This is a genomic window from Leifsonia sp. A12D58 (genome assembly GCF_047530025.1).
Taxonomy (GTDB): Bacteria; Actinomycetota; Actinomycetes; order Actinomycetales; family Microbacteriaceae; genus Cryobacterium.
The window spans coordinates 120,027-136,308 of record NZ_JBLJAT010000006.1; the positions used below are offsets into that span (position 1 = coordinate 120,027).

Annotated in this window: 17 protein-coding genes; 3 read left to right on the forward strand and 14 right to left on the reverse strand. The window is 63.7% G+C overall.

The window, feature by feature from the left end:
* Positions 1-73: 73 nt before the first annotated feature.
* From ACMT3I_RS14070 to ACMT3I_RS14105, 8 genes are all read right to left on the reverse strand, one after another.
* Positions 74-1,117 carry an ABC transporter substrate-binding protein gene (locus tag ACMT3I_RS14070; RefSeq protein ID WP_414805140.1) on the reverse strand — a complete coding sequence of 348 codons (1,044 nt, stop codon included), beginning with the start codon at positions 1,115-1,117 and terminating at the stop codon, positions 74-76.
* Between the two features lie 90 nt (positions 1,118-1,207).
* On the reverse strand, positions 1,208-2,185 hold the full coding sequence (locus ACMT3I_RS14075; protein WP_414805141.1) for a siderophore-interacting protein: 978 nt from the start codon (positions 2,183-2,185) through the stop codon (positions 1,208-1,210).
* A gap of 155 nt (positions 2,186-2,340) precedes the next feature.
* Positions 2,341-2,547 (reverse strand): hypothetical protein, encoded by a 207-nt coding sequence (locus ACMT3I_RS14080; protein WP_414805142.1) that lies wholly within the window; start codon positions 2,545-2,547, stop codon positions 2,341-2,343.
* Between the two features lie 165 nt (positions 2,548-2,712).
* On the reverse strand, positions 2,713-4,188 hold the full coding sequence (locus ACMT3I_RS14085) for a catalase (RefSeq protein ID WP_414805143.1): 1,476 nt from the start codon (positions 4,186-4,188) through the stop codon (positions 2,713-2,715).
* A 55-nt stretch (positions 4,189-4,243) separates the two neighbouring features.
* Complete coding sequence (locus tag ACMT3I_RS14090; RefSeq protein WP_414805144.1) at positions 4,244-4,738, reverse strand: Fur family transcriptional regulator; 495 nt, start codon at positions 4,736-4,738, stop codon at positions 4,244-4,246.
* 42 nt (positions 4,739-4,780) lie between these two features.
* Positions 4,781-6,208 (reverse strand): amidase, encoded by a 1,428-nt coding sequence (locus ACMT3I_RS14095; protein ID WP_414805145.1) that lies wholly within the window; start codon positions 6,206-6,208, stop codon positions 4,781-4,783.
* 76 nt (positions 6,209-6,284) lie between these two features.
* Positions 6,285-6,773, reverse strand: coding sequence for an FBP domain-containing protein (locus ACMT3I_RS14100; protein ID WP_414805146.1), 489 nt, complete (start codon positions 6,771-6,773; stop codon positions 6,285-6,287).
* A gap of 84 nt (positions 6,774-6,857) precedes the next feature.
* The gene (locus ACMT3I_RS14105; protein WP_414805147.1) at positions 6,858-7,292 is read right to left on the reverse strand and encodes a hypothetical protein; all 435 of its coding nucleotides are present in this window, start codon (positions 7,290-7,292) and stop codon (positions 6,858-6,860) included.
* A 32-nt stretch (positions 7,293-7,324) separates the two neighbouring features.
* On the opposite strand from ACMT3I_RS14105, the gene ACMT3I_RS14110 reads away from it, so the two are divergent.
* Positions 7,325-7,732, forward strand: a complete 408-nt coding sequence (locus tag ACMT3I_RS14110) for a DMT family transporter (RefSeq protein ID WP_414805148.1) — start codon at positions 7,325-7,327, stop codon at positions 7,730-7,732.
* Between the two features lie 43 nt (positions 7,733-7,775).
* Here the strand turns inward: ACMT3I_RS14110 and ACMT3I_RS14115 are convergent, their stop codons facing one another.
* The 5 genes from ACMT3I_RS14115 to ACMT3I_RS14135 all read right to left on the reverse strand — a co-directional run bounded on the left by ACMT3I_RS14115 (position 7,776) and on the right by ACMT3I_RS14135 (position 12,467).
* On the reverse strand, positions 7,776-8,633 hold the full coding sequence (locus tag ACMT3I_RS14115) for a hypothetical protein (protein WP_414805149.1): 858 nt from the start codon (positions 8,631-8,633) through the stop codon (positions 7,776-7,778).
* 81 nt (positions 8,634-8,714) lie between these two features.
* A complete protein-coding gene (locus ACMT3I_RS14120) occupies positions 8,715-9,293 on the reverse strand; it encodes an N-acetyltransferase family protein (protein ID WP_414805150.1) in 579 nt (192 codons plus the stop codon).
* A 103-nt stretch (positions 9,294-9,396) separates the two neighbouring features.
* Positions 9,397-10,089 (reverse strand): uracil-DNA glycosylase, encoded by a 693-nt coding sequence (locus ACMT3I_RS14125; RefSeq protein WP_414805197.1) that lies wholly within the window; start codon positions 10,087-10,089, stop codon positions 9,397-9,399.
* Positions 10,090-10,097: 8 nt separating this feature from the next.
* Positions 10,098-10,829 (reverse strand): Type 1 glutamine amidotransferase-like domain-containing protein, encoded by a 732-nt coding sequence (locus ACMT3I_RS14130; RefSeq protein ID WP_414805151.1) that lies wholly within the window; start codon positions 10,827-10,829, stop codon positions 10,098-10,100.
* Positions 10,830-10,838: 9 nt separating this feature from the next.
* Positions 10,839-12,467: an ABC-F family ATP-binding cassette domain-containing protein gene (locus ACMT3I_RS14135; RefSeq protein ID WP_414805152.1), complete on the reverse strand. Its 1,629-nt coding sequence runs from the start codon at positions 12,465-12,467 to the stop codon at positions 10,839-10,841.
* Between the two features lie 302 nt (positions 12,468-12,769).
* Between ACMT3I_RS14135 and ACMT3I_RS14140 the strand changes: the two genes are divergently transcribed.
* The gene (locus ACMT3I_RS14140; protein ID WP_414805153.1) at positions 12,770-14,149 is read left to right on the forward strand and encodes a hypothetical protein; all 1,380 of its coding nucleotides are present in this window, start codon (positions 12,770-12,772) and stop codon (positions 14,147-14,149) included.
* Here the strand turns inward: ACMT3I_RS14140 and ACMT3I_RS14145 are convergent.
* Positions 14,146-14,682 carry a phosphoribosyltransferase gene (locus ACMT3I_RS14145; RefSeq protein WP_414805154.1) on the reverse strand — a complete coding sequence of 179 codons (537 nt, stop codon included), beginning with the start codon at positions 14,680-14,682 and terminating at the stop codon, positions 14,146-14,148. The genes ACMT3I_RS14140 and ACMT3I_RS14145 overlap by 4 nt on opposite strands.
* A gap of 82 nt (positions 14,683-14,764) precedes the next feature.
* Between ACMT3I_RS14145 and ACMT3I_RS14150 the strand changes: the two genes are divergently transcribed.
* A complete protein-coding gene (locus ACMT3I_RS14150) occupies positions 14,765-16,264 on the forward strand; it encodes an MFS transporter (protein ID WP_414805155.1) in 1,500 nt (499 codons plus the stop codon).
* The last annotated feature ends 18 nt before the right edge of the window (positions 16,265-16,282 follow it).

Consider the following 16,282-nt stretch of genomic DNA (forward strand, 5'->3'; position numbering starts at 1 on the left):
TTGCTAATTTCTGACTCTGCGCCCTGAGGACTGCGGGAGAATCCCTGCAGGATTAAGGCTACGACCAGACCGACTACTTGGAGACGTTGGCCGCTGCATCCTTGATCATCGGGACATAGGCGTCGAGTGCCCACGGCACGCTCAGCGGCGTGAGCAGGCTGGATGCCATAGCGAGCTGGTTGTCGACGTTCGGAACATAAGAGCCACGGGCGAATGCCGGGATCTGTGCGAACAGCGGCTGAGCTTCGATCGATGCCTGGTTCTCTGCGTCGTTGAACCAGGTGAAGAGCACGTCGACGTCGTTCAGCAGGTCGGCCTGCTCGAGGCCGACAGTCGATGCGAAGGTGCCGGCGCTGAGCGGAACCGCTGCAACCGTCGGGTCAAGCGTCAGGCCGAGACCGGAAATCAGGTCGACGCGCGGGTCGCCCGCCTGGTAGAGCGCCAACTGGCCGGGCTCTGCCGTGTAGACGTAGGCGAAGCTGAGGTCGGCGAACTCTGGGTTCTCTGCGGCAGCTGTCGCAAGCTGGTCCTGGATGCCATCGATCAGCTCTGAAGCTTCGTCGCTCTTGCCGAGCGCCGAACCGATGATCTCAATCTGGTCATCCCAGCCGGTCTGCCACGGTTCTTCGGGGTATGCCACCGTCGGGGCGATAGCTGTGAGGGTGCTGAAGTCCTCGGCAGTGATGCCGGACTGCGGGGCCAGGATCAGGTCGGGCTTGAGCGCGAGAATCGCTTCGACGTCGACCTCCGGGTAGACGTTGAACGTCTCGGGCAGCTCAGCGCCCGACTTCTCGATGGCGTCGCGCACCCACGGGAAGTAGAGGTCGTCGTCGCCGCCCCAGGTTGCAGCTTCGACGCCGACGGGCGTCTCGCCGAGGGCGACGACGGTGTCAGCCGTGCCCCAGCCGATCGTCACGATGCGCTCGGGAGCTGCGGGAATCACTGCGTCGCCGAGGGCGCTGGTGATGGTGACGGGGAACGATCCGTCGGTCGAAGCATCCGTCGCAGAGTCTGAACCGGCTGCGGTTGAGCAACCGGCCAGAAGCAGCGCTGAGGCTGCGGCAGCGGCGATGATGCCGGCGCCTTTCATCCGGCGGGGCAGTGTGTTCCTGGGCACAGGAATTCCTTTCACTTTTATGTGTTGCGGGCGTTGTACAACCCGCAGCTGGCCTGCCGACACTGAGTGCTCGGCAAAATTGGGGGGGATCTAGTTGAGCTCTGAGCGACCCTGGCGCCAGTAGCCCATAAAGGCCACCTGCTTGCGGTCGATTCCCGACTCGGTCACCAGAAAACGGCGCAGCGACTTGATGACGCTGGCTTCGCCGGCGAGCCAGGCGTAGAGCCCGTTGCCGCTCGGGGTGGTGTTCTCCGTCGGTACCTCCCAGAGCAGGCCGGCGTCAATGTCGACGTCAACGAGCTCGGGGCCGGCGGCCGGCGCGGAGAGGTAGCGAGAGGTCCAGTCGCGCACAGCTGGCGCGAGTCCTGAGCCATGGCCGCTGCCCACGTCGAAAGCGGCGTCGTGCACCTTCGATTCGCTGCGGGCCAGCCACGTCACCTGAACGCCCTCTGGCGAATCGGTCTCGAGGAAGTCGGACGGTTCTGGCACTTCGATGAACGCGCATCCGGTCGCATTGCGCGGCAGCGAGGCGAGGATCGAGCAGATTGCCGGAGCTGCGGTTTCGTCGCCGGCGATCAAGAATGTGTCGGCATCTCCTGGCCGCCATTCGACACCGGAGCGGGGGTCTTCACCCAGCGCGTCGGGGCCGACGATCATGAGCTTGTCGCCGACGGCAGCGGATGACACCCAGCGGGATGCCGGGCCCGCATCGCCGTGCAGCACGAAATCGATGTCGATCTCGCGCTCAGCCTGGCGAACCGCGCGGACCGTGTACGTACGAATCGGGTTGCGGGCTTCCTCGGGGAGGTTGCGCCATGCGATGTACCAGTCCTGGCCATCTGGCAGCTCTGAGATACCGATTCCCGGGAGAGGGAGCACTACTTTCACGCGCTGATCGAGACCGACAGTGCCGAACTCGTGCAGGTCTTCACCGGTGAAGGTAACCCGCATGAACGTCGCGGAGAGCTTTGTCATCCGGGCGACCGACACGTCGAAGAGCCGGAAGCTTGGCTTCGGCTTGCGGGGCTCAGAGCGAGTGTTCTCGCGGGCTGCGGTCGAAGTAAGCATTGCCTAAGTATGGCATGCCTAACCTTGTTCTTGCTAGGAAAGGCCTGTGCAGCTGGCGAAAATACGTCGTTTGTGTTTTCTCGATCGCACGGCGATACGACAAAACGCCCGGCCAGAAGACCGGGCGTTTCAGGAAAATCCCTGACTATCGCGTACTAGCTCGCCAGTTCGTACCGCGAGGTGTCGAATGCCGATGCTCCGAGGTCGCTGTCGATGTAGCTGCCGACAACAGCGGTCGTCGCAGAGGTGCCGACGTAACTGCCTACGACTGAACGACGCTGGTTGGTCGTGCTCACATAGCCAGCCGATGACACGTCGACGGCGGCAAAACTAGCGGTGGGTACTGAGATATATGAGTTCATTTCTTCTCCTTGTCCACATGCGTGATGCATGCGGGTTCATGTGAACGCAGAGCTTCTTTGGACGGCGTACGGTGGGGCATCCGGTACCGGTGTGGCGACCGGATGCCCCGCTCGAGGTGCCAAGGTGGCAACTCGAGGATGGATGAGCGGCAAATGCCGCCCGAATTATTCGGTGATGCTGTTCGAGAGGTCCGAGACAGCCGTCAGGGCTACACGAAGCTTGGCGCCGAGGTCGGCGTCAACGTTCGTCCAGTACCAAATTGCGCGTTCCTTGACCTCTGCACGTGTGACACCACTGATGGCGTCGGTGATGGTGTCGAGGAAGCGAGCCTTGGCCGCATCGTCGAATACCTCGCGGTAGAGCGTTCCGGCCTGGCCGAAGTCGCTGTCTTCCGAGTGCAGGGTCGCTGCTGTGCGGATCAGTGCACCATCACTCTCCCAGCCACCAACGCCGGCTGCGGCGACATCAGCTACCGGGCCGCCGAGCGAGTTCGGTGCGTACACCGGAGCCTCTGCGGACTTGAAGCCGTGGCGAGCCGCGCCATCCTGTGAGTAGTTGTATACGGGAGCCTTGGGTGCGTTCACCGGGATCTGGTTGTAGTTCGTGCCGACGCGGTAGCGCTGAGCGTCTGGGTACGAGAACACGCGCGCCATCAGCATCTTGTCAGGGCTGATGTCGATGCCGGGAACCGTGTTGGCGGGCGAGAATGCAGCCTGCTCGATCTCGGCGAAGAAGTTCTCCGGGTTGCGGTTCAGGGTGTGGGTTCCCACCTTGATCAGCGGGTAGTCGGCGTGCGGCCAAACCTTGGTGAGGTCGAACGGGTTAAAGCGGTAGCTCTTGGCGTCGTCGTACGGCATGACCTGTACGTGGACGTCCCACGAGGGGAAGTTGCCGGCCGCAATGGCCTCATAGAGGTCGCGGCGGTAGTGGTCTGCATCAGCACCGGCGATCAGCTCTGCATCACTGCCGTCGATTTCGACGTTGCCCTGGTTGGACGTGAAGTGGTACTTCACCCAGAAGCGCTCGCCCTCAGCGTTGATCCACTGGTAGGTGTGCGAGCCGAAGCCGGGCATTTCACGCCACGAGCGCGGCAGGCCACGGTCACCCATGAGGTAGGTCACCTGGTGTGCGGATTCCGGTGACAGGGTCCAGAAGTCCCACTGCATGTCGGCGTCGCGGAGACCACTGCCAGGGAGGCGCTTCTGCGAGTGGATGAAATCGGGGAACTTGATGCCATCGCGGATGAAGAACACCGGGGTGTTGTTTCCGACGATGTCGTAGTTGCCTTCGGTCGTGTAGAACTTGACCGAGAAGCCACGCACGTCGCGCCAGGTGTCAGGCGAGCCCTGCTCTCCGGCGACGCTGGAGAAGCGCTGCAGGGTTTCGGTGACGGCGCCAGGCTGGAAAACAGCTGCACGGGTGTACTTCGATACGTCTCCGGTGACCTCGAAGGTACCGTGAGCTCCGCCGCCCTTGGCGTGGACTACGCGCTCAGGGATACGCTCCCGAGCAAACTGCGCCAGCTTTTCGAGCAGGTAGCGGTCGTGGAGCGCGGTTGCGCCGTTGGCGCCAGCAGTGAGGGAATGCTCGTCGCTCGGAACCGGGGTACCGGTCTGGGTAGTAGTTGGCACAGTTGTCATGCTTCTCCTTGTACTTCGTGATGGGCAGGAAAGATAAAGTTCATGGGGTCTGGTGTCAGTCGAGAGCGGATGCCGCGAGCTCGGCCTGGCAGGCAGAGCAGAGCCCCCAGAAGGTCACCTCGGCCGACTGAACGGCGAAACCGGAGGTGTCCGAGGGCACCAGGCAGGGTGCTTCACCGATCACGCAGTCGATATCGGTGACCGACTTGCAGTTGGTGCACACCGCGTGGTGGTGGTTGTCACCGATGCGGCGTTCGTACAGCGCGGCGGATCCGGCCGGCTCGATGCGCCGCACGAGTCCGACTCCGGTCAGCGCGGTGAGCACTCCGTAGATCGCCTGCAGGGAGGTGCCTGGCAGCTCGGTGCGCACAGCTGAATACAGCTGCTCAGCGTCGGCGTGCGGGATGTTGACCAGTGCGGTCATCACCGCGGCGCGTGGGGCCGTGACCTTCAGTCCGGCAGCACGCAGACTGTCGACCACATCGGTTGACGTGGCATCCGATGGAGCGACATTCGTAGCTGCGGCGCTGGCCGGTTCCCGTGTCGTCATACAGAGAGTCTACCACTTGTTTTGAGTCATTCAAAATAACTCTCAGAGTACGGGCGGGGTGCGCAGCTGCCAGCGCAGGCGTCGTTCGAGCTGGGCACCGAGAGCAAGCAGTGTTGCTTCGCCGCCCGGACGACCGATCAACTGGACGCCCATCGGCAGTCCTTCAGCCGTCACAGCGACGGGAAGAACGATGGCCGGCAGTCCGGATACGTTGACCATGGACGTGAACGGGGTGTACTGCACCTGCTGCTCGAAATTGCGTTCACCGTCGTGCTGGTCGTACCAGCCGACGGGCCTCGGGGGCAGGGCGAGTGCGGGAGTGAGAACTGCGTCGAACCGAGACAACTGGCTAATGAACGACCGCTCGTATGCCGCCAGCGTGGCGAGTGCTTCGCCCAGATCGCGGGCAGACAGCTCCCGGCCGCGCCTGAGCAGCCACGCCGTCAACGGTTCGAGCAGCGCGAGCTGTTCGTCGGTCTCGGCCGGGATTCCGGCCGCTCCGGCCTGCCAGATCGTGCGGAACGCCGGCGCATAGCTCGCGTCAGGCGCCAACGCGCTCTCTTCGATTCCATGACCGAGAGCGGCGAACTCACGCACGGCCAGCTGCAGGGCGTCGTGAGCCTCGGCGGAGATTCGGATGTCGTAGGCGTCGTCCCACGCGGATGTCGTCATGACGCCGAGCTGGTAACGCCCCTCCCCCCGCACCGCGGCAGCGAGCAGGGGCGCATCGTCTGCCGGCGAGCGCAGCGCGAAGTGGTGGTCGGGGTGAGTGCCCCGTGGCGTGATCATGGCGTCGAGCAGGAGGGCGGCATCCGCTACAGTTCGAGCCAGCGGTCCGGCAACCGGCAGTCCGGCGAGCTTGTCGATGCCGGAGGCTGACGGGATTCTCCCCCGGCTGGGCTTCAGCCCTACAAGCCCGCAGGCCGCTGCAGGAATACGAACTGATCCGCCGCCGTCCGAGCCGGGCGCGAATGGCAGCATCCGCGCCGCGACGGCGACCGCCGCACCACCGCTGGACCCACCGGCACCCAGTGCTGGGTTCCACGGGTTGCGGGCGGGTGGAAATGCCAGCCCCTCTGTGTATGAGGGAAGCCCGAATTCCGGGGCTGCGGTCTTGCCGAGGCTGACTCCGCCGGCGTCATCAAGATCCTGGGTCAGCTCGTCAGACTCCTCGGGCACGAACCCGGCCATCAGTCGAGAGCCGAACTGCGCGGGCACGCCGGCGCGCAGCTGCAGGTCTTTGTCGCCGAACGGCAGTCCCCAGAGTGGAGTTGTCTTCGGCACCTCGGCCTCGACATACAGCGCCCGTTGCCGCGCCGCCTCCGGCGTGACAGTGGCGAATGCGCCGAGCTCGGGATTAAGCCTCTCAATGCGGGCCAGGTAGTGCTCGGTCAGCTCGAGGGGACTGACGTCGCCTCGCTGCAGGTGCTGCCATTGTTCGAGCGCTGTCAGTTCATGCAGTTCGGCCATGGCTCGAGCCTAGCCACCGGTGCCGCCGTTCGTCGGCAGCGTCTCGTAACGCGTTGGCGACGACGCAACGCGCCGGCTACAACCCGTCGCGCACGTCTCGAACGAAGTTCTGCACGTGCTGCTGCAGTGCCTCGATCCGGTGTTGGCGTGCCGCCTCGACATCGAAGCCGAGGTAGGCGACCGGGGGCAGCTTGCGCACATTCGCCGAGCACTGGAAGTTGGCACAGGCCAGCGTGCCGATCGTGTTGCCGTTGCGGCCGGCCTGGCCTGAGCGCTTAACGCTGTAGAGCACGACGTCATTGGGCAGACGTACGTCTTCGCACCAGGAACACTGCGGCCTGGTGCGAATCGTGCCCTGGGCCTGACGAAGCAGAATACCGACGGGCGCATCATCGAGTTCAACGACCACGTAACCGAGGTTCGGCGACTTGCGGTCACGCCAGCCGAGATAGTCGAGCTTGTCCCAAGCAATATCAGTGTCGGTCGGCAGCACGATTCCCTGCCGCTCCCTGAGTGACACGTTAACGAATGATGCCTGAATCTGTTCTGCGGTGAATTCTCGCATGTGGAGTGAATGCCTTACTGTTTCGCCCTCGTTCCGAGCTACCGGACGAGGAATGTATCAAGCGAGTGGGTCTGACGAAGAACGCTACTCTTCAGCGCCCAGTTCATCACTCAGTTCCGTGAGCAGCCGACCGAATTCAGCCGGCGCGTTCTGTACCACCGACCTGGCCTTGATCCCCGCCACCCAGTGGGCAGTCTGGGCAACATTGATGATCTCGAATTCGACGACAGAGCCGGCAACGACTTCCGACTCTGATACCTGCTCGGCCTCGACCTCCGACACCTGCTCTGCTTCGGGTCGCACCCGATATTCGGCGCGGTACCACCAGTCGCCCTCGACAACGATGAAGCGCTCGTCGGGATCGGTCAGCATGCGGATGTGGCGGCTGGCATCGTCGTCTGCCTGCTTGAGCCAGCCGACGAGGAGCGCGTAGACGTCATCCGGTTGCGCCTCGAGGTGTCCGGCGAACGAGCGCAGAACAGTGTGCTTGGCCGGAAGATCTAAATGGAGGTCGTTCATACTTCGACCTTACGCACCCGCTACCCTCAAGATTGAACGACCGAGGCGCTGACCTCGCCCGGCACGCCGACCACATCTCGGCCCATCACGACTATTCGGGAGAGCTGACCATGGGCTATCTGTTCCTCGCCATTGCGATCGTCACCGAAGTGATTGCAACCAGCTTCCTGAAACTGGTCTCAGGCCCCGAACCCAAATGGTGGGCGTACGCCGTGGTGGTCGTCGGCTACGTGATCTCGTTCGCGATGCTCTCGCAATCGCTCAGTCGCGGAGTTCCCCTCGCCATCGGCTACGCCATCTGGTCGGCGATCGGCGTGATCCTGGTCTCGGTGGTCAGCTGGGTGTTCTTCAAAGAGACCCTCACCTGGACGCAGCTGGCCGGCATGGCGCTGGTCATCGTCGGCGTCGGCCTCTTGGAACTCGGGGCTGCACACAAGTAGCGGATGCCGCCGCCTGGCGTCGTTCCGACGATCGCCCGTCTTGCTATCCGGTCACCGAGACGTACATGGTGCCGAGCACCGCAGCCAGTCCACCCACTCCGGCAACGATCCCGGCCATCGCAACGCGAGACCAGGCGCGTGCGCGGACACCGGCCGAGTTCACATCCTGTTGCAGCCTGTCGAAACGATTGATGTGCCTGATGGTGTCGTCGGTGACGCGCACGACGGGCTTCCATGCGCTCTGGTCGAGCACCACACGTTCGTAGGTCGCCAGTGCACTGCCCGTGTGGACCCGCGGCTGGGCGACCAGCCAATCATGCATCTCGGTCGAAGGCAGCACAGCGACGACCCCGTGGGCGGCACCGACCTTCATCGACACCGGAGTGACCACAACGACAACGGGCGTGACCTCGACGGCGGTCTTGACCCTGACCGAAACCTGTTGCGCCATCCGGGCGGCTTCCCTGCGGCTGCGTCCGAGCACATCGCTCGTCGACCGACCGATGGAGATTGATTCACCGTCAATGATGACCCGACGCCCACCGTGATCAATCGTCGTGATCGCGTACAGCCCGCTCGGGCCGATGAGCATATGGTCGACGACGTTGTGGCCAGAGCGCGCCGGTTCGGCCTGCAGCACAGTCCACTCCGGCGAGAGCGTCCTGAGAACTCGGGCGACTGCCCCTTCGGCGAGCGCCGTCGAATAACTCGTCCGGGCCGCGGCGTCGAGCGGGCAGCGACCGAACAGCTTGGCCATCCATCCGTGAGGCACCGCATGCGCCTGAATTCGAAGGCAATCCTGAATCCCGGTATAGACGGGACCTTTGGCCCGAAGCAGTGGAGCGGGAACCTCGGATGCCGTCGCGGACGACAGCACATCGCGCATATTAGGGTGAGCCACAATTCCTCCACGCTGAAACTAGCGGTGAAGCCCTACTGGTCGTCAGTCCCCAAACACGTCACGTCGCGCGCCCGCGCTGCCCTACTTCAGGCTCTTCTGCATCATCACGATTCCGAGCCACCGCTCGAATTTGAAGCCAACCTTGCCCATGCGACCGATTTCTTCGAAACCGAAGTCGCTGTGCAACTTGATGGATGCGTCGGCTCCCTGGTCCGCGATGACCGCAATGACCTCTTTCAGTCCGGCCTGCTTCGACCGCTCGAGCAACTCAGCGAGCAGCACGCGACCGAGCCCCTTACCAGTGGATGCCGCACCGAGGTAGATGGAGTTCTCGACGGTGAAGCGGTATGCCTTCTTCTGCTTCCACGGCGAGACCAAGGCATACCCGAGGATCTGCCCGCTGGGGGATTCCGCGACGATGAACGGCATGCCGAACTTCGTGAGGTAGTCGAACTTCTGGCGCCATTCAGCCAGCGTCATCGGGTCTTCGTCAAACGTGACTGTGCTGTTGGCGACGTAGTAGTTGTAGATCTCACGGATATGCGGAAGATCGGCACGGGTGGCATCCCGTAATGAGTACTCGAACGGAGCTTCGGGAGCCGGGACTTGCCTCAGGTGTCTGGGCAGAGTTCGCCTCTGCTGGTATTCCTCCTCGAGCACGCCGCTCTCCCTTCGCTCACGCGAACTGCCGCATCAGGCAGGTCACTTGTCGGCGGTCCGGTCTGGCAGGTCAGCACGCCCGAACGACGCCACGGAGATAAGGCTAACCGAGCGACCAGTCAATGTCGGCTGCGCCTTGCTCGAGCAACAGTTCATTGGCGCGGCTGAACGGCCGGGATCCGAAGAATCCCCGTCTGGCCGACAACGGGCTGGGGTGCGCCGATTCGATGATCGGCGTGTCGCCGAGCAGCGGTCGTAGTGTCTGGGCATCCTTTCCCCAGAGAATCGCGACGAGGGGCGCGTCCCGCGCGACGAGCGACCTGATGGCATGATCGGTGATCGCTTCCCAGCCGCGCCGCCGATGCGACCCGGCATCCCCTGCGCCGACTGTCAGCACACGGTTCAGCAGCATCACGCCATGGTCGGTCCAGGGACTGAGGTCGCCGTGGGCCGGCGTCGTGACACCCAGGTCGTCGCGCAGCTCGGTGTAGATGTTGCCCAGACTCCGCGGCAGCGGCCGCACATGGCGGTCGACGGCGAACGACAAGCCGATCGGATGCCCGGGGGTCGGATAGGGGTCCTGCCCGACGATGAGCACCCGCACGCCCGAAAGCGGTGCGCGGAATGCGCGCAGCACAGCGTGAGGCGCGGGCAGCCACGCTCGGCCTGCCGTGCTCTCGCCCCCGAGAAACTCAGTGACGGATGCCAAATTGTCGGCCACAGGTTCGAGGGCACGCGCCCAGCCGGGATCGATGTCACCCACGGCCAGATCGACAGCGGGAAGAGGGGTGGGCAGAGCGGGCACTACGCGCCGAACGTACTCACGAGCACGCCACCATCCGCCTGCGTCACACGCCAAACGCTCCCGGCGCCCGTCACGCGTATGGCGTTGTTGCCCACAATGAGCGCTGTACTCTCGTCGATGGCCAGGCCGCCGTCGATCACACCGGCCTCGGTCACGGCGATCAGCCGCGACAGGTTGCCCCACTGGGCAGCATGCACTTCGATGCTCACGTCGATGAGGCCGATGCCCTGCTCGATCGTGACCTCATCCAAGCCTTCAGAGCCGTCTTCGGGGCTCACCTCGACTCCGCCGATACGCCAGCCACCGACGAGCGCCCGCTCTGCAGCGATCATAGCTCCGGCCGAGAATCCGAGGTATGGCATGCCGTCGGCTACCAGTTGACGGATCTGGGCGGCAATTGGGCTGAGCGCCGCGAGGTATGCGGGAGTGAGCCCGCCTCCGATCAGGATGCCATCGACGCCGGCAACGGCATCCGATGTCGCTAAGTCGGTGAGTGCGAGGGTGGTGACAACCGGCTCGAAGACTCCCCCGAGCCCCCCGGCGCCCACTGCGGCAGCAAGTCGGCCAGCGTGCTCATCACCGTCGCCATCCCTGACGACAATGATGGCGATGCGCGGCCCGAAATTTCGCCCGGCGGCCACCGCATGCTCAGTCGCTTCTTCAAGGAATGGTCCGAAGACGCTCTCATCATGTTCGGGGGTCCAGCCTCCGCCAACCAGGTGCACGCTCATGAGTCGAGCCTAAGCCGAAAGCACGCCGTCTGGTCGGCTCGTCTCGCACACCGCGGCGTTCTCGCTCATCTCGAACCAGCGCTCGATACCCAGCCTGCCCAGGAAGTCGTAGTCGTGGCTGACGACCAATAGCGCTCCCTCCCAGCCATTGAGAGCGTCGGCAAGTTGATCGATGCTGGCCAGATCGAGGTTGTTCGTTGGCTCATCGAGCAACAGCAGCTGTGGGGGCTGATCGGCAAGCAAGAGGCTCGCGAGTGCAACCCGAAAGCGTTCGCCTCCCGAGAGCTGCACCACGGGCTGCTCGATAGCGGATGCTCCGATCAAGAATCGAGCAAGCTGGCTCCTGATCTCATTCGGGCTTCTGCCCGGTGCTGCCGCCCTGATGTTTTCGATGACGCTGGTGTCGTCGTTCAGGATGTCGAGTCGCTGCGGCAGATAGCTCACCGCGTCGATCCGAAACAACACCGGCGAGTTGGATGCTGATGTCCGCTGACCGGCGATTGCCTCAAGCAATGTCGTCTTGCCAGAGCCGTTCGGTCCGACCAGGGCAATCCGCTCCGGCCCTCTGACAGTGAGCCGTCCTGACGCACCGGCGAGTTCGAGCACCGTGCGCCCCTCGGGAACCGCGCTGCCTGGCACGTCGATCCTGATCTGCAGCGACTGACGCACCCGAGCTTCGGCCCCGGCCAGCGAATCACCGGCAGCTGCGACCTTCTTGCTGGTGAGCACCCGGTATTTCCCCGCCGTCACCTGCGAATCCGACTTGCGCTGGTTCATCACAATCTTGGGCACGCGCTTGTTCTCATAGGCAGACTTTCCGGTTCGGGCCCGCCTGGCCAATTTGATTTCCGCCTCGATACGCTGCCGCTTTTCAACCTTGAGATCGTTCGCCGCCGCAGAAACCATCCGTTCGGCTGCCTCCTGCTCTGCAGCGATCTGCAGTGCGTACGACGAGTACCCACCTCCGAAGAGACGAAGGCCGCTGTCGTGGAGCTCGGCCGTCTCATCCATCTGCTCGAGCAGTTCCCGATCATGGCTGACCACGATCAGAACGCCCGGCCAGGTGCGCACCAAGCCGGCGAGGAGCGCGCGTGCCCGACGATCAAGGTTGTTCGTCGGTTCATCAAGCAGAGTGATCGGCGTCGCGGCCAGGCGAAGTCGTGCCAGCCCGGCGAGGACGACCTCGCCACCTGAAAGAGTACCTACCTGTCGATCGAGCACCGTATCCTTGGCGCCGAATCCCAGCTCGGACAACACCGCCAATGCGCGTTCCTCGATGTCCCAGTCGTCTCCGACTGTCTCGAAGTCGGCGGGGGTGGCTTCGCCAGCCAGAATCGAGTGCAGGGCACGCCTGACCTCGTCGATCCCGAGCACATCGGCCAGGGTGTCTGTCACGCCGAGGGTGAGATCCTGCGGGAGTACGCCGACATCACCGGTCACCGAGATAGTGCCGGTCGTCGGCAGCAGCTGCCCCGCAATCATCTTGAGCAGAGTTGACTTGCCTGATCCGTTTGTTCCGATCAGTCCGATTCGGCCGCGGCCAAAGGTGGCGGTGATGCCAGAAATCGCGTCAGTGCCGTCTGGCCAGGTGAGGCCGAGATCGGTCAGGACGACAGAGGGGGATGAAGAAAAAGCCACACGGGTCTCCGAAATGTCAGTGGTGCACTGACGGAGAACCCCGATGGGGCGTCGATCAGCGCAAGAACAGGGGCGCGGAACCGATGTAGGTCTTCACAGTCTCAACTCTGGCTAGGGAACAGAACGTTCGATTATTTCAGCCGAGGGCTAATCTCCGCAATAAGCGGTGCGGCAGTTTCTGGAACTTCTCAGACACGCGCGGCGGCCGACGGTCGATTTGCGACAGACCCCCCACTCGGGGAGTATGCAATGAGGTTCAGAAGGCTGTTCCGCCACACGAGGATCGAGAGAGGCGGTGCCCCATGACCGACGATGCTCTCGCGGTTGTGACCCCTGCTTCGGCTCCGCAGATCGGAGCTCACTGGATCGGAGCCCGATGGGTCACTGCGACCCAGCGCACGATGCTCTTCCTGCTGATCACTGCCAGTGCCGCACTCGTTGGATTGCTGCGGATCCCCGCGATCACCCGCGGAACACTCTGGGCAGAAGATGGCCAGGTGTTCATCGCCGGCGCCGCGAATTCAACGACCCTTCTCGACCTTTTCGCGCCGTACGACGGCTACGTTCATGTCGTGCCGCGCAGCATTGCCGCTGTGGTTGTCTGGGCAGTGCCCGTCGACGACTGGGCGGTAGCCGTAACGGTGGCGTCCTGCCTCGTTGTCGGTCTTGTCACCGCGTTGGTCTTCGTGCTCTCGCGCACAGTCGTTGCCTGGCTCCCGGCCCGTGTCGTCATCGCTGCAATTACAGTCCTCGTGCCGACAGCGCTCTTCGAGGTGGCAGGGAACACCGCGAACCTGCACTGGTATTTTCTCTGGCTCGCCCCGTGGTTGCTGCTTTATCGACCGACATCCCGCTGGGCGGCCTGGCTGCTCGGTGTCGTCGGGCTGATCGCCGCACTCAGCGAAATCCAGATGGCACTCTTTCTGCCGCTGATCCTCTGGAAGTTTCGTGATGGCATCCGGTGGCCCATCCGCGTGGGCATCATCCTGGGAGTCATCGCGCAGGGCATCACCACACTGCTTTTTCCCCGAGCGCAGCACGGCGTTGTCTCTCCGCTGCCCGACGTGATGACCAGTGGCTATCTCGTCAACTCAGTGCTGCCACTGTTCCTGGAATCCGGCCAGGCAGTCGGAAGCTTCATTGCGCAGTTCGGCTGGCTGACGGCGTCCCTGTTGGTACTGCCGTTCGTTGCCGCCTGCATTGTGATCGCGATGAAAGGCTCGACCTCCGATCGGGTGCTCGGGGCGGCGCTGCTCGGCGGCTCACTCGTCACGTTTTCGGCCGGTTATGTGCTGAACCCGAACCCGACATTCACGATTGCTGCGGATGCCGTCGACGACTTACACGCGATCATCCTGCTGCGCTACGGCGTGACATCCTCAATGCTGCTGCTGGCGTTGCTGCCGGCGGCAGCCATGGTGCTCTGGCGTGGTGCACGCGGGAGCAGGACAGCGGCGATCGTCGCCATCTCGCTCGCCGCACTCGTGCTGTTGGCGCACTTTGCCCCAGCGGCAACAACCCGGGCAACGGGACCCGAATGGTCAGACAGCATCCGATCGGGTGCCATTGCCTGTGAAGCCGATGCGACAGCGCAGATCGTGCGCATCCCCATCGCGCCCGCCGATGGCTGGGCAGTCGTCCTGTCGTGCGACGACGTCGAACCGAGCGGGCAGGATCGCTAGACCGTTGCCGCGGTTCCGGCGGGGGTCACAGAGACAGGCGGCTTCGCCGACCACGGGAAGACGATCCAGCCGGCGGTCTCACGCCAGGTGAAGTCGGGAACCAGTACGGTGCGCGGCTTCGTGTAGAGCGTGGCAGAGCGCACCTCGTCTGCTGTTTCCTGAAGCAGGCCGACGACCAGGGCCAGGGTGTGACCGGAGTCAGAGACATCGTCGACGACCAGCACCTTCTTGCCGGCGAGCGCGGGGGCATCCAGCATCGGGGCAGACAGCACGGGCTTGGGCAGACGCTCGTCGATTCCGGTATAGAACTCGACGTTGATGCTGCCACAGTTCTTGGTGCCGAGCGCGTAGGAAATCGCACCAGCAAGGAGCAGGCCGCCGCGGGCGATGGCGATGACGACATCCGGGTCAAAGCCGCTTTCGCGCACCCGCGTCGCCAGAATTCGTGATGCGTCATCGAACTCAGACCACTGCAGGATCTCTCGTTCGATGTCAGGGGTACCGATTGCTGCGTCGTCTGCGTCAAATGCCATTCACCAATGGTAGTTGTGAGATTTCGCCTCTGTGCACCGCGCGGATCCCAGTCGCCTGCTCATTGACCACTAGCATCCCTCCATGACGTCTATCCCTCAGGCTCCCCGTGTGCGCACGAGTGCGGCCGTCGGCGTGACAGCCGGCCTCATCGGTTTCCTCTTTCTAGTCGAGATCACCAGTGGAATCCTGCAGGGTTTCTACGTTCCGCTCATCCCGGATCTGGTGCGCCATCTGGGTATTCACGACGCTGACTTCAACTGGTTCGAGGCATCCCAGTTGCTTCTCGCCGCGATCGTCGTGCCGTTTCTCGCCAAGCTCGGCGACATGCACGGGCACAAGCGCATCCTGCTCATCACGACGGTGTTGACAGCTGGAGCAACCTGGTGGCTCGCTTTCGCCGGTGATTTTTGGAGCTTTCTCGCAGCATGGACCCTTCAGGGGTTTTATGTCGTGTGGCTTCCGCTTGAAGTCGCGCTGATCTTCGACCGCGGCCGACGCACCAACACGGGGGCCTCTCAGACCAGGCGCGCTGCCGGGCTTCTCGTCGTCGCCCTCGAAGCCGGCGCCATCATCGGGGCGCTGAGCGCAGGTCGTCTGTTCGTCGCGCTCGGCGAGAACATCACACTGACGATGATGCTGCCCGCGATCGCCGTGACGTTGGTGTTCTTCGCCATCCTCTTCGGCGTTCCGGAGTCAGAGCCGCTCGCGGGCAGGTCTCTCGACGGCCGCGGCTTCATCCTGCTCACACTGGCCCTGCTGCTCATCACCTCGGGTCTCACGTTCATGCGTCTCAACGGGCCAGGCGCCTGGTGGGCCTGGGTTCTCATCGTCATTGGTATCGCGTCGTTCATTCCGTTCGGTCGTTTCGAGCTGAAGCAGAAGGATCCGGCAATCGACCTGCGGGTACTGCGCCAGCCCACCATGTGGCCGGTGATGTTGACCGCCGGACTCGTCGGCATCAGCCTGCTCGGCGTGCAGGCGCCACTCTCCACCTTCGCTGGCACCGATCCGGTGAACGGATACGGACTCGGGCTCGAGGCCACAGACATCTCGACGCTCATCGGTGCGTACCTCATCTCGATGATCGTCGGCGCCCTGCTGTTCCCACCGGTGTCAAGATGGGCCAGCCCGCGCATCGCGCTCATCATTGCCACGTTCACCGTCGCTGTCGGCTACTTCGCCTTCATCCCGTTCCATCAGGAGATGTGGCAGGTGCTCGCCAACATGGCGATCGCCGGAATCGGCACTGGCGCACTCGTCGGCGCCCTGCCGGCTGCGGCCGCTGCAGCAGCGCCCCGAGGCCAGACCGGCATTGCCGCTGCGCTTACCAACACCACAAAAACCATCGGCGGCTCGTTCGCCTCGGCTGTGTTCGGCGTCGTGCTGCTGGCCGGCGTCGCGACGACGGCCACCGCAACAGCAGCGAGCCTGTTCGGCTACATGTTGGTCTGGACGATCTGCGGTGCTGGCGCACTGGTCGCCGGAGTGCTGCTGTTCTTCGTGCCGAAGCTGGCGTTCGCCGATGTCGTGCCTGACGAAGAGCTCGTGGGCACGAGCGAAGAGCTCACCGCGGCCGAATAACCGCGGCGCAGCCGCAGC

Bases quoted from the DNA above. Each gene is read 5' to 3' on its own strand.
- ACMT3I_RS14085 (WP_414805143.1), bottom strand. From the start codon at position 4,188: ATGACAACTGTGCCAACTACTACCCAGACCGGTACCCCGGTTCCGAGC.
- ACMT3I_RS14090 (WP_414805144.1), bottom strand. From the start codon at position 4,738: ATGACGACACGGGAACCGGCCAGCGCCGCAGCTACGAATGTCGCTCCA.
- ACMT3I_RS14075 (WP_414805141.1), bottom strand. From the start codon at position 2,185: ATGCTTACTTCGACCGCAGCCCGCGAGAACACTCGCTCTGAGCCCCGC.
- ACMT3I_RS14150 (WP_414805155.1), top strand. From the start codon at position 14,765: ATGACGTCTATCCCTCAGGCTCCCCGTGTGCGCACGAGTGCGGCCGTC.
- ACMT3I_RS14105 (WP_414805147.1), bottom strand. From the start codon at position 7,292: ATGAACGACCTCCATTTAGATCTTCCGGCCAAGCACACTGTTCTGCGC.
- ACMT3I_RS14100 (WP_414805146.1), bottom strand. From the start codon at position 6,773: ATGCGAGAATTCACCGCAGAACAGATTCAGGCATCATTCGTTAACGTG.
- ACMT3I_RS14140 (WP_414805153.1), top strand. From the start codon at position 12,770: ATGACCGACGATGCTCTCGCGGTTGTGACCCCTGCTTCGGCTCCGCAG.
- ACMT3I_RS14095 (WP_414805145.1), bottom strand. From the start codon at position 6,208: ATGGCCGAACTGCATGAACTGACAGCGCTCGAACAATGGCAGCACCTG.
- ACMT3I_RS14145 (WP_414805154.1), bottom strand. From the start codon at position 14,682: ATGGCATTTGACGCAGACGACGCAGCAATCGGTACCCCTGACATCGAA.
- ACMT3I_RS14080 (WP_414805142.1), bottom strand. From the start codon at position 2,547: ATGAACTCATATATCTCAGTACCCACCGCTAGTTTTGCCGCCGTCGAC.
- ACMT3I_RS14130 (WP_414805151.1), bottom strand. From the start codon at position 10,829: ATGAGCGTGCACCTGGTTGGCGGAGGCTGGACCCCCGAACATGATGAG.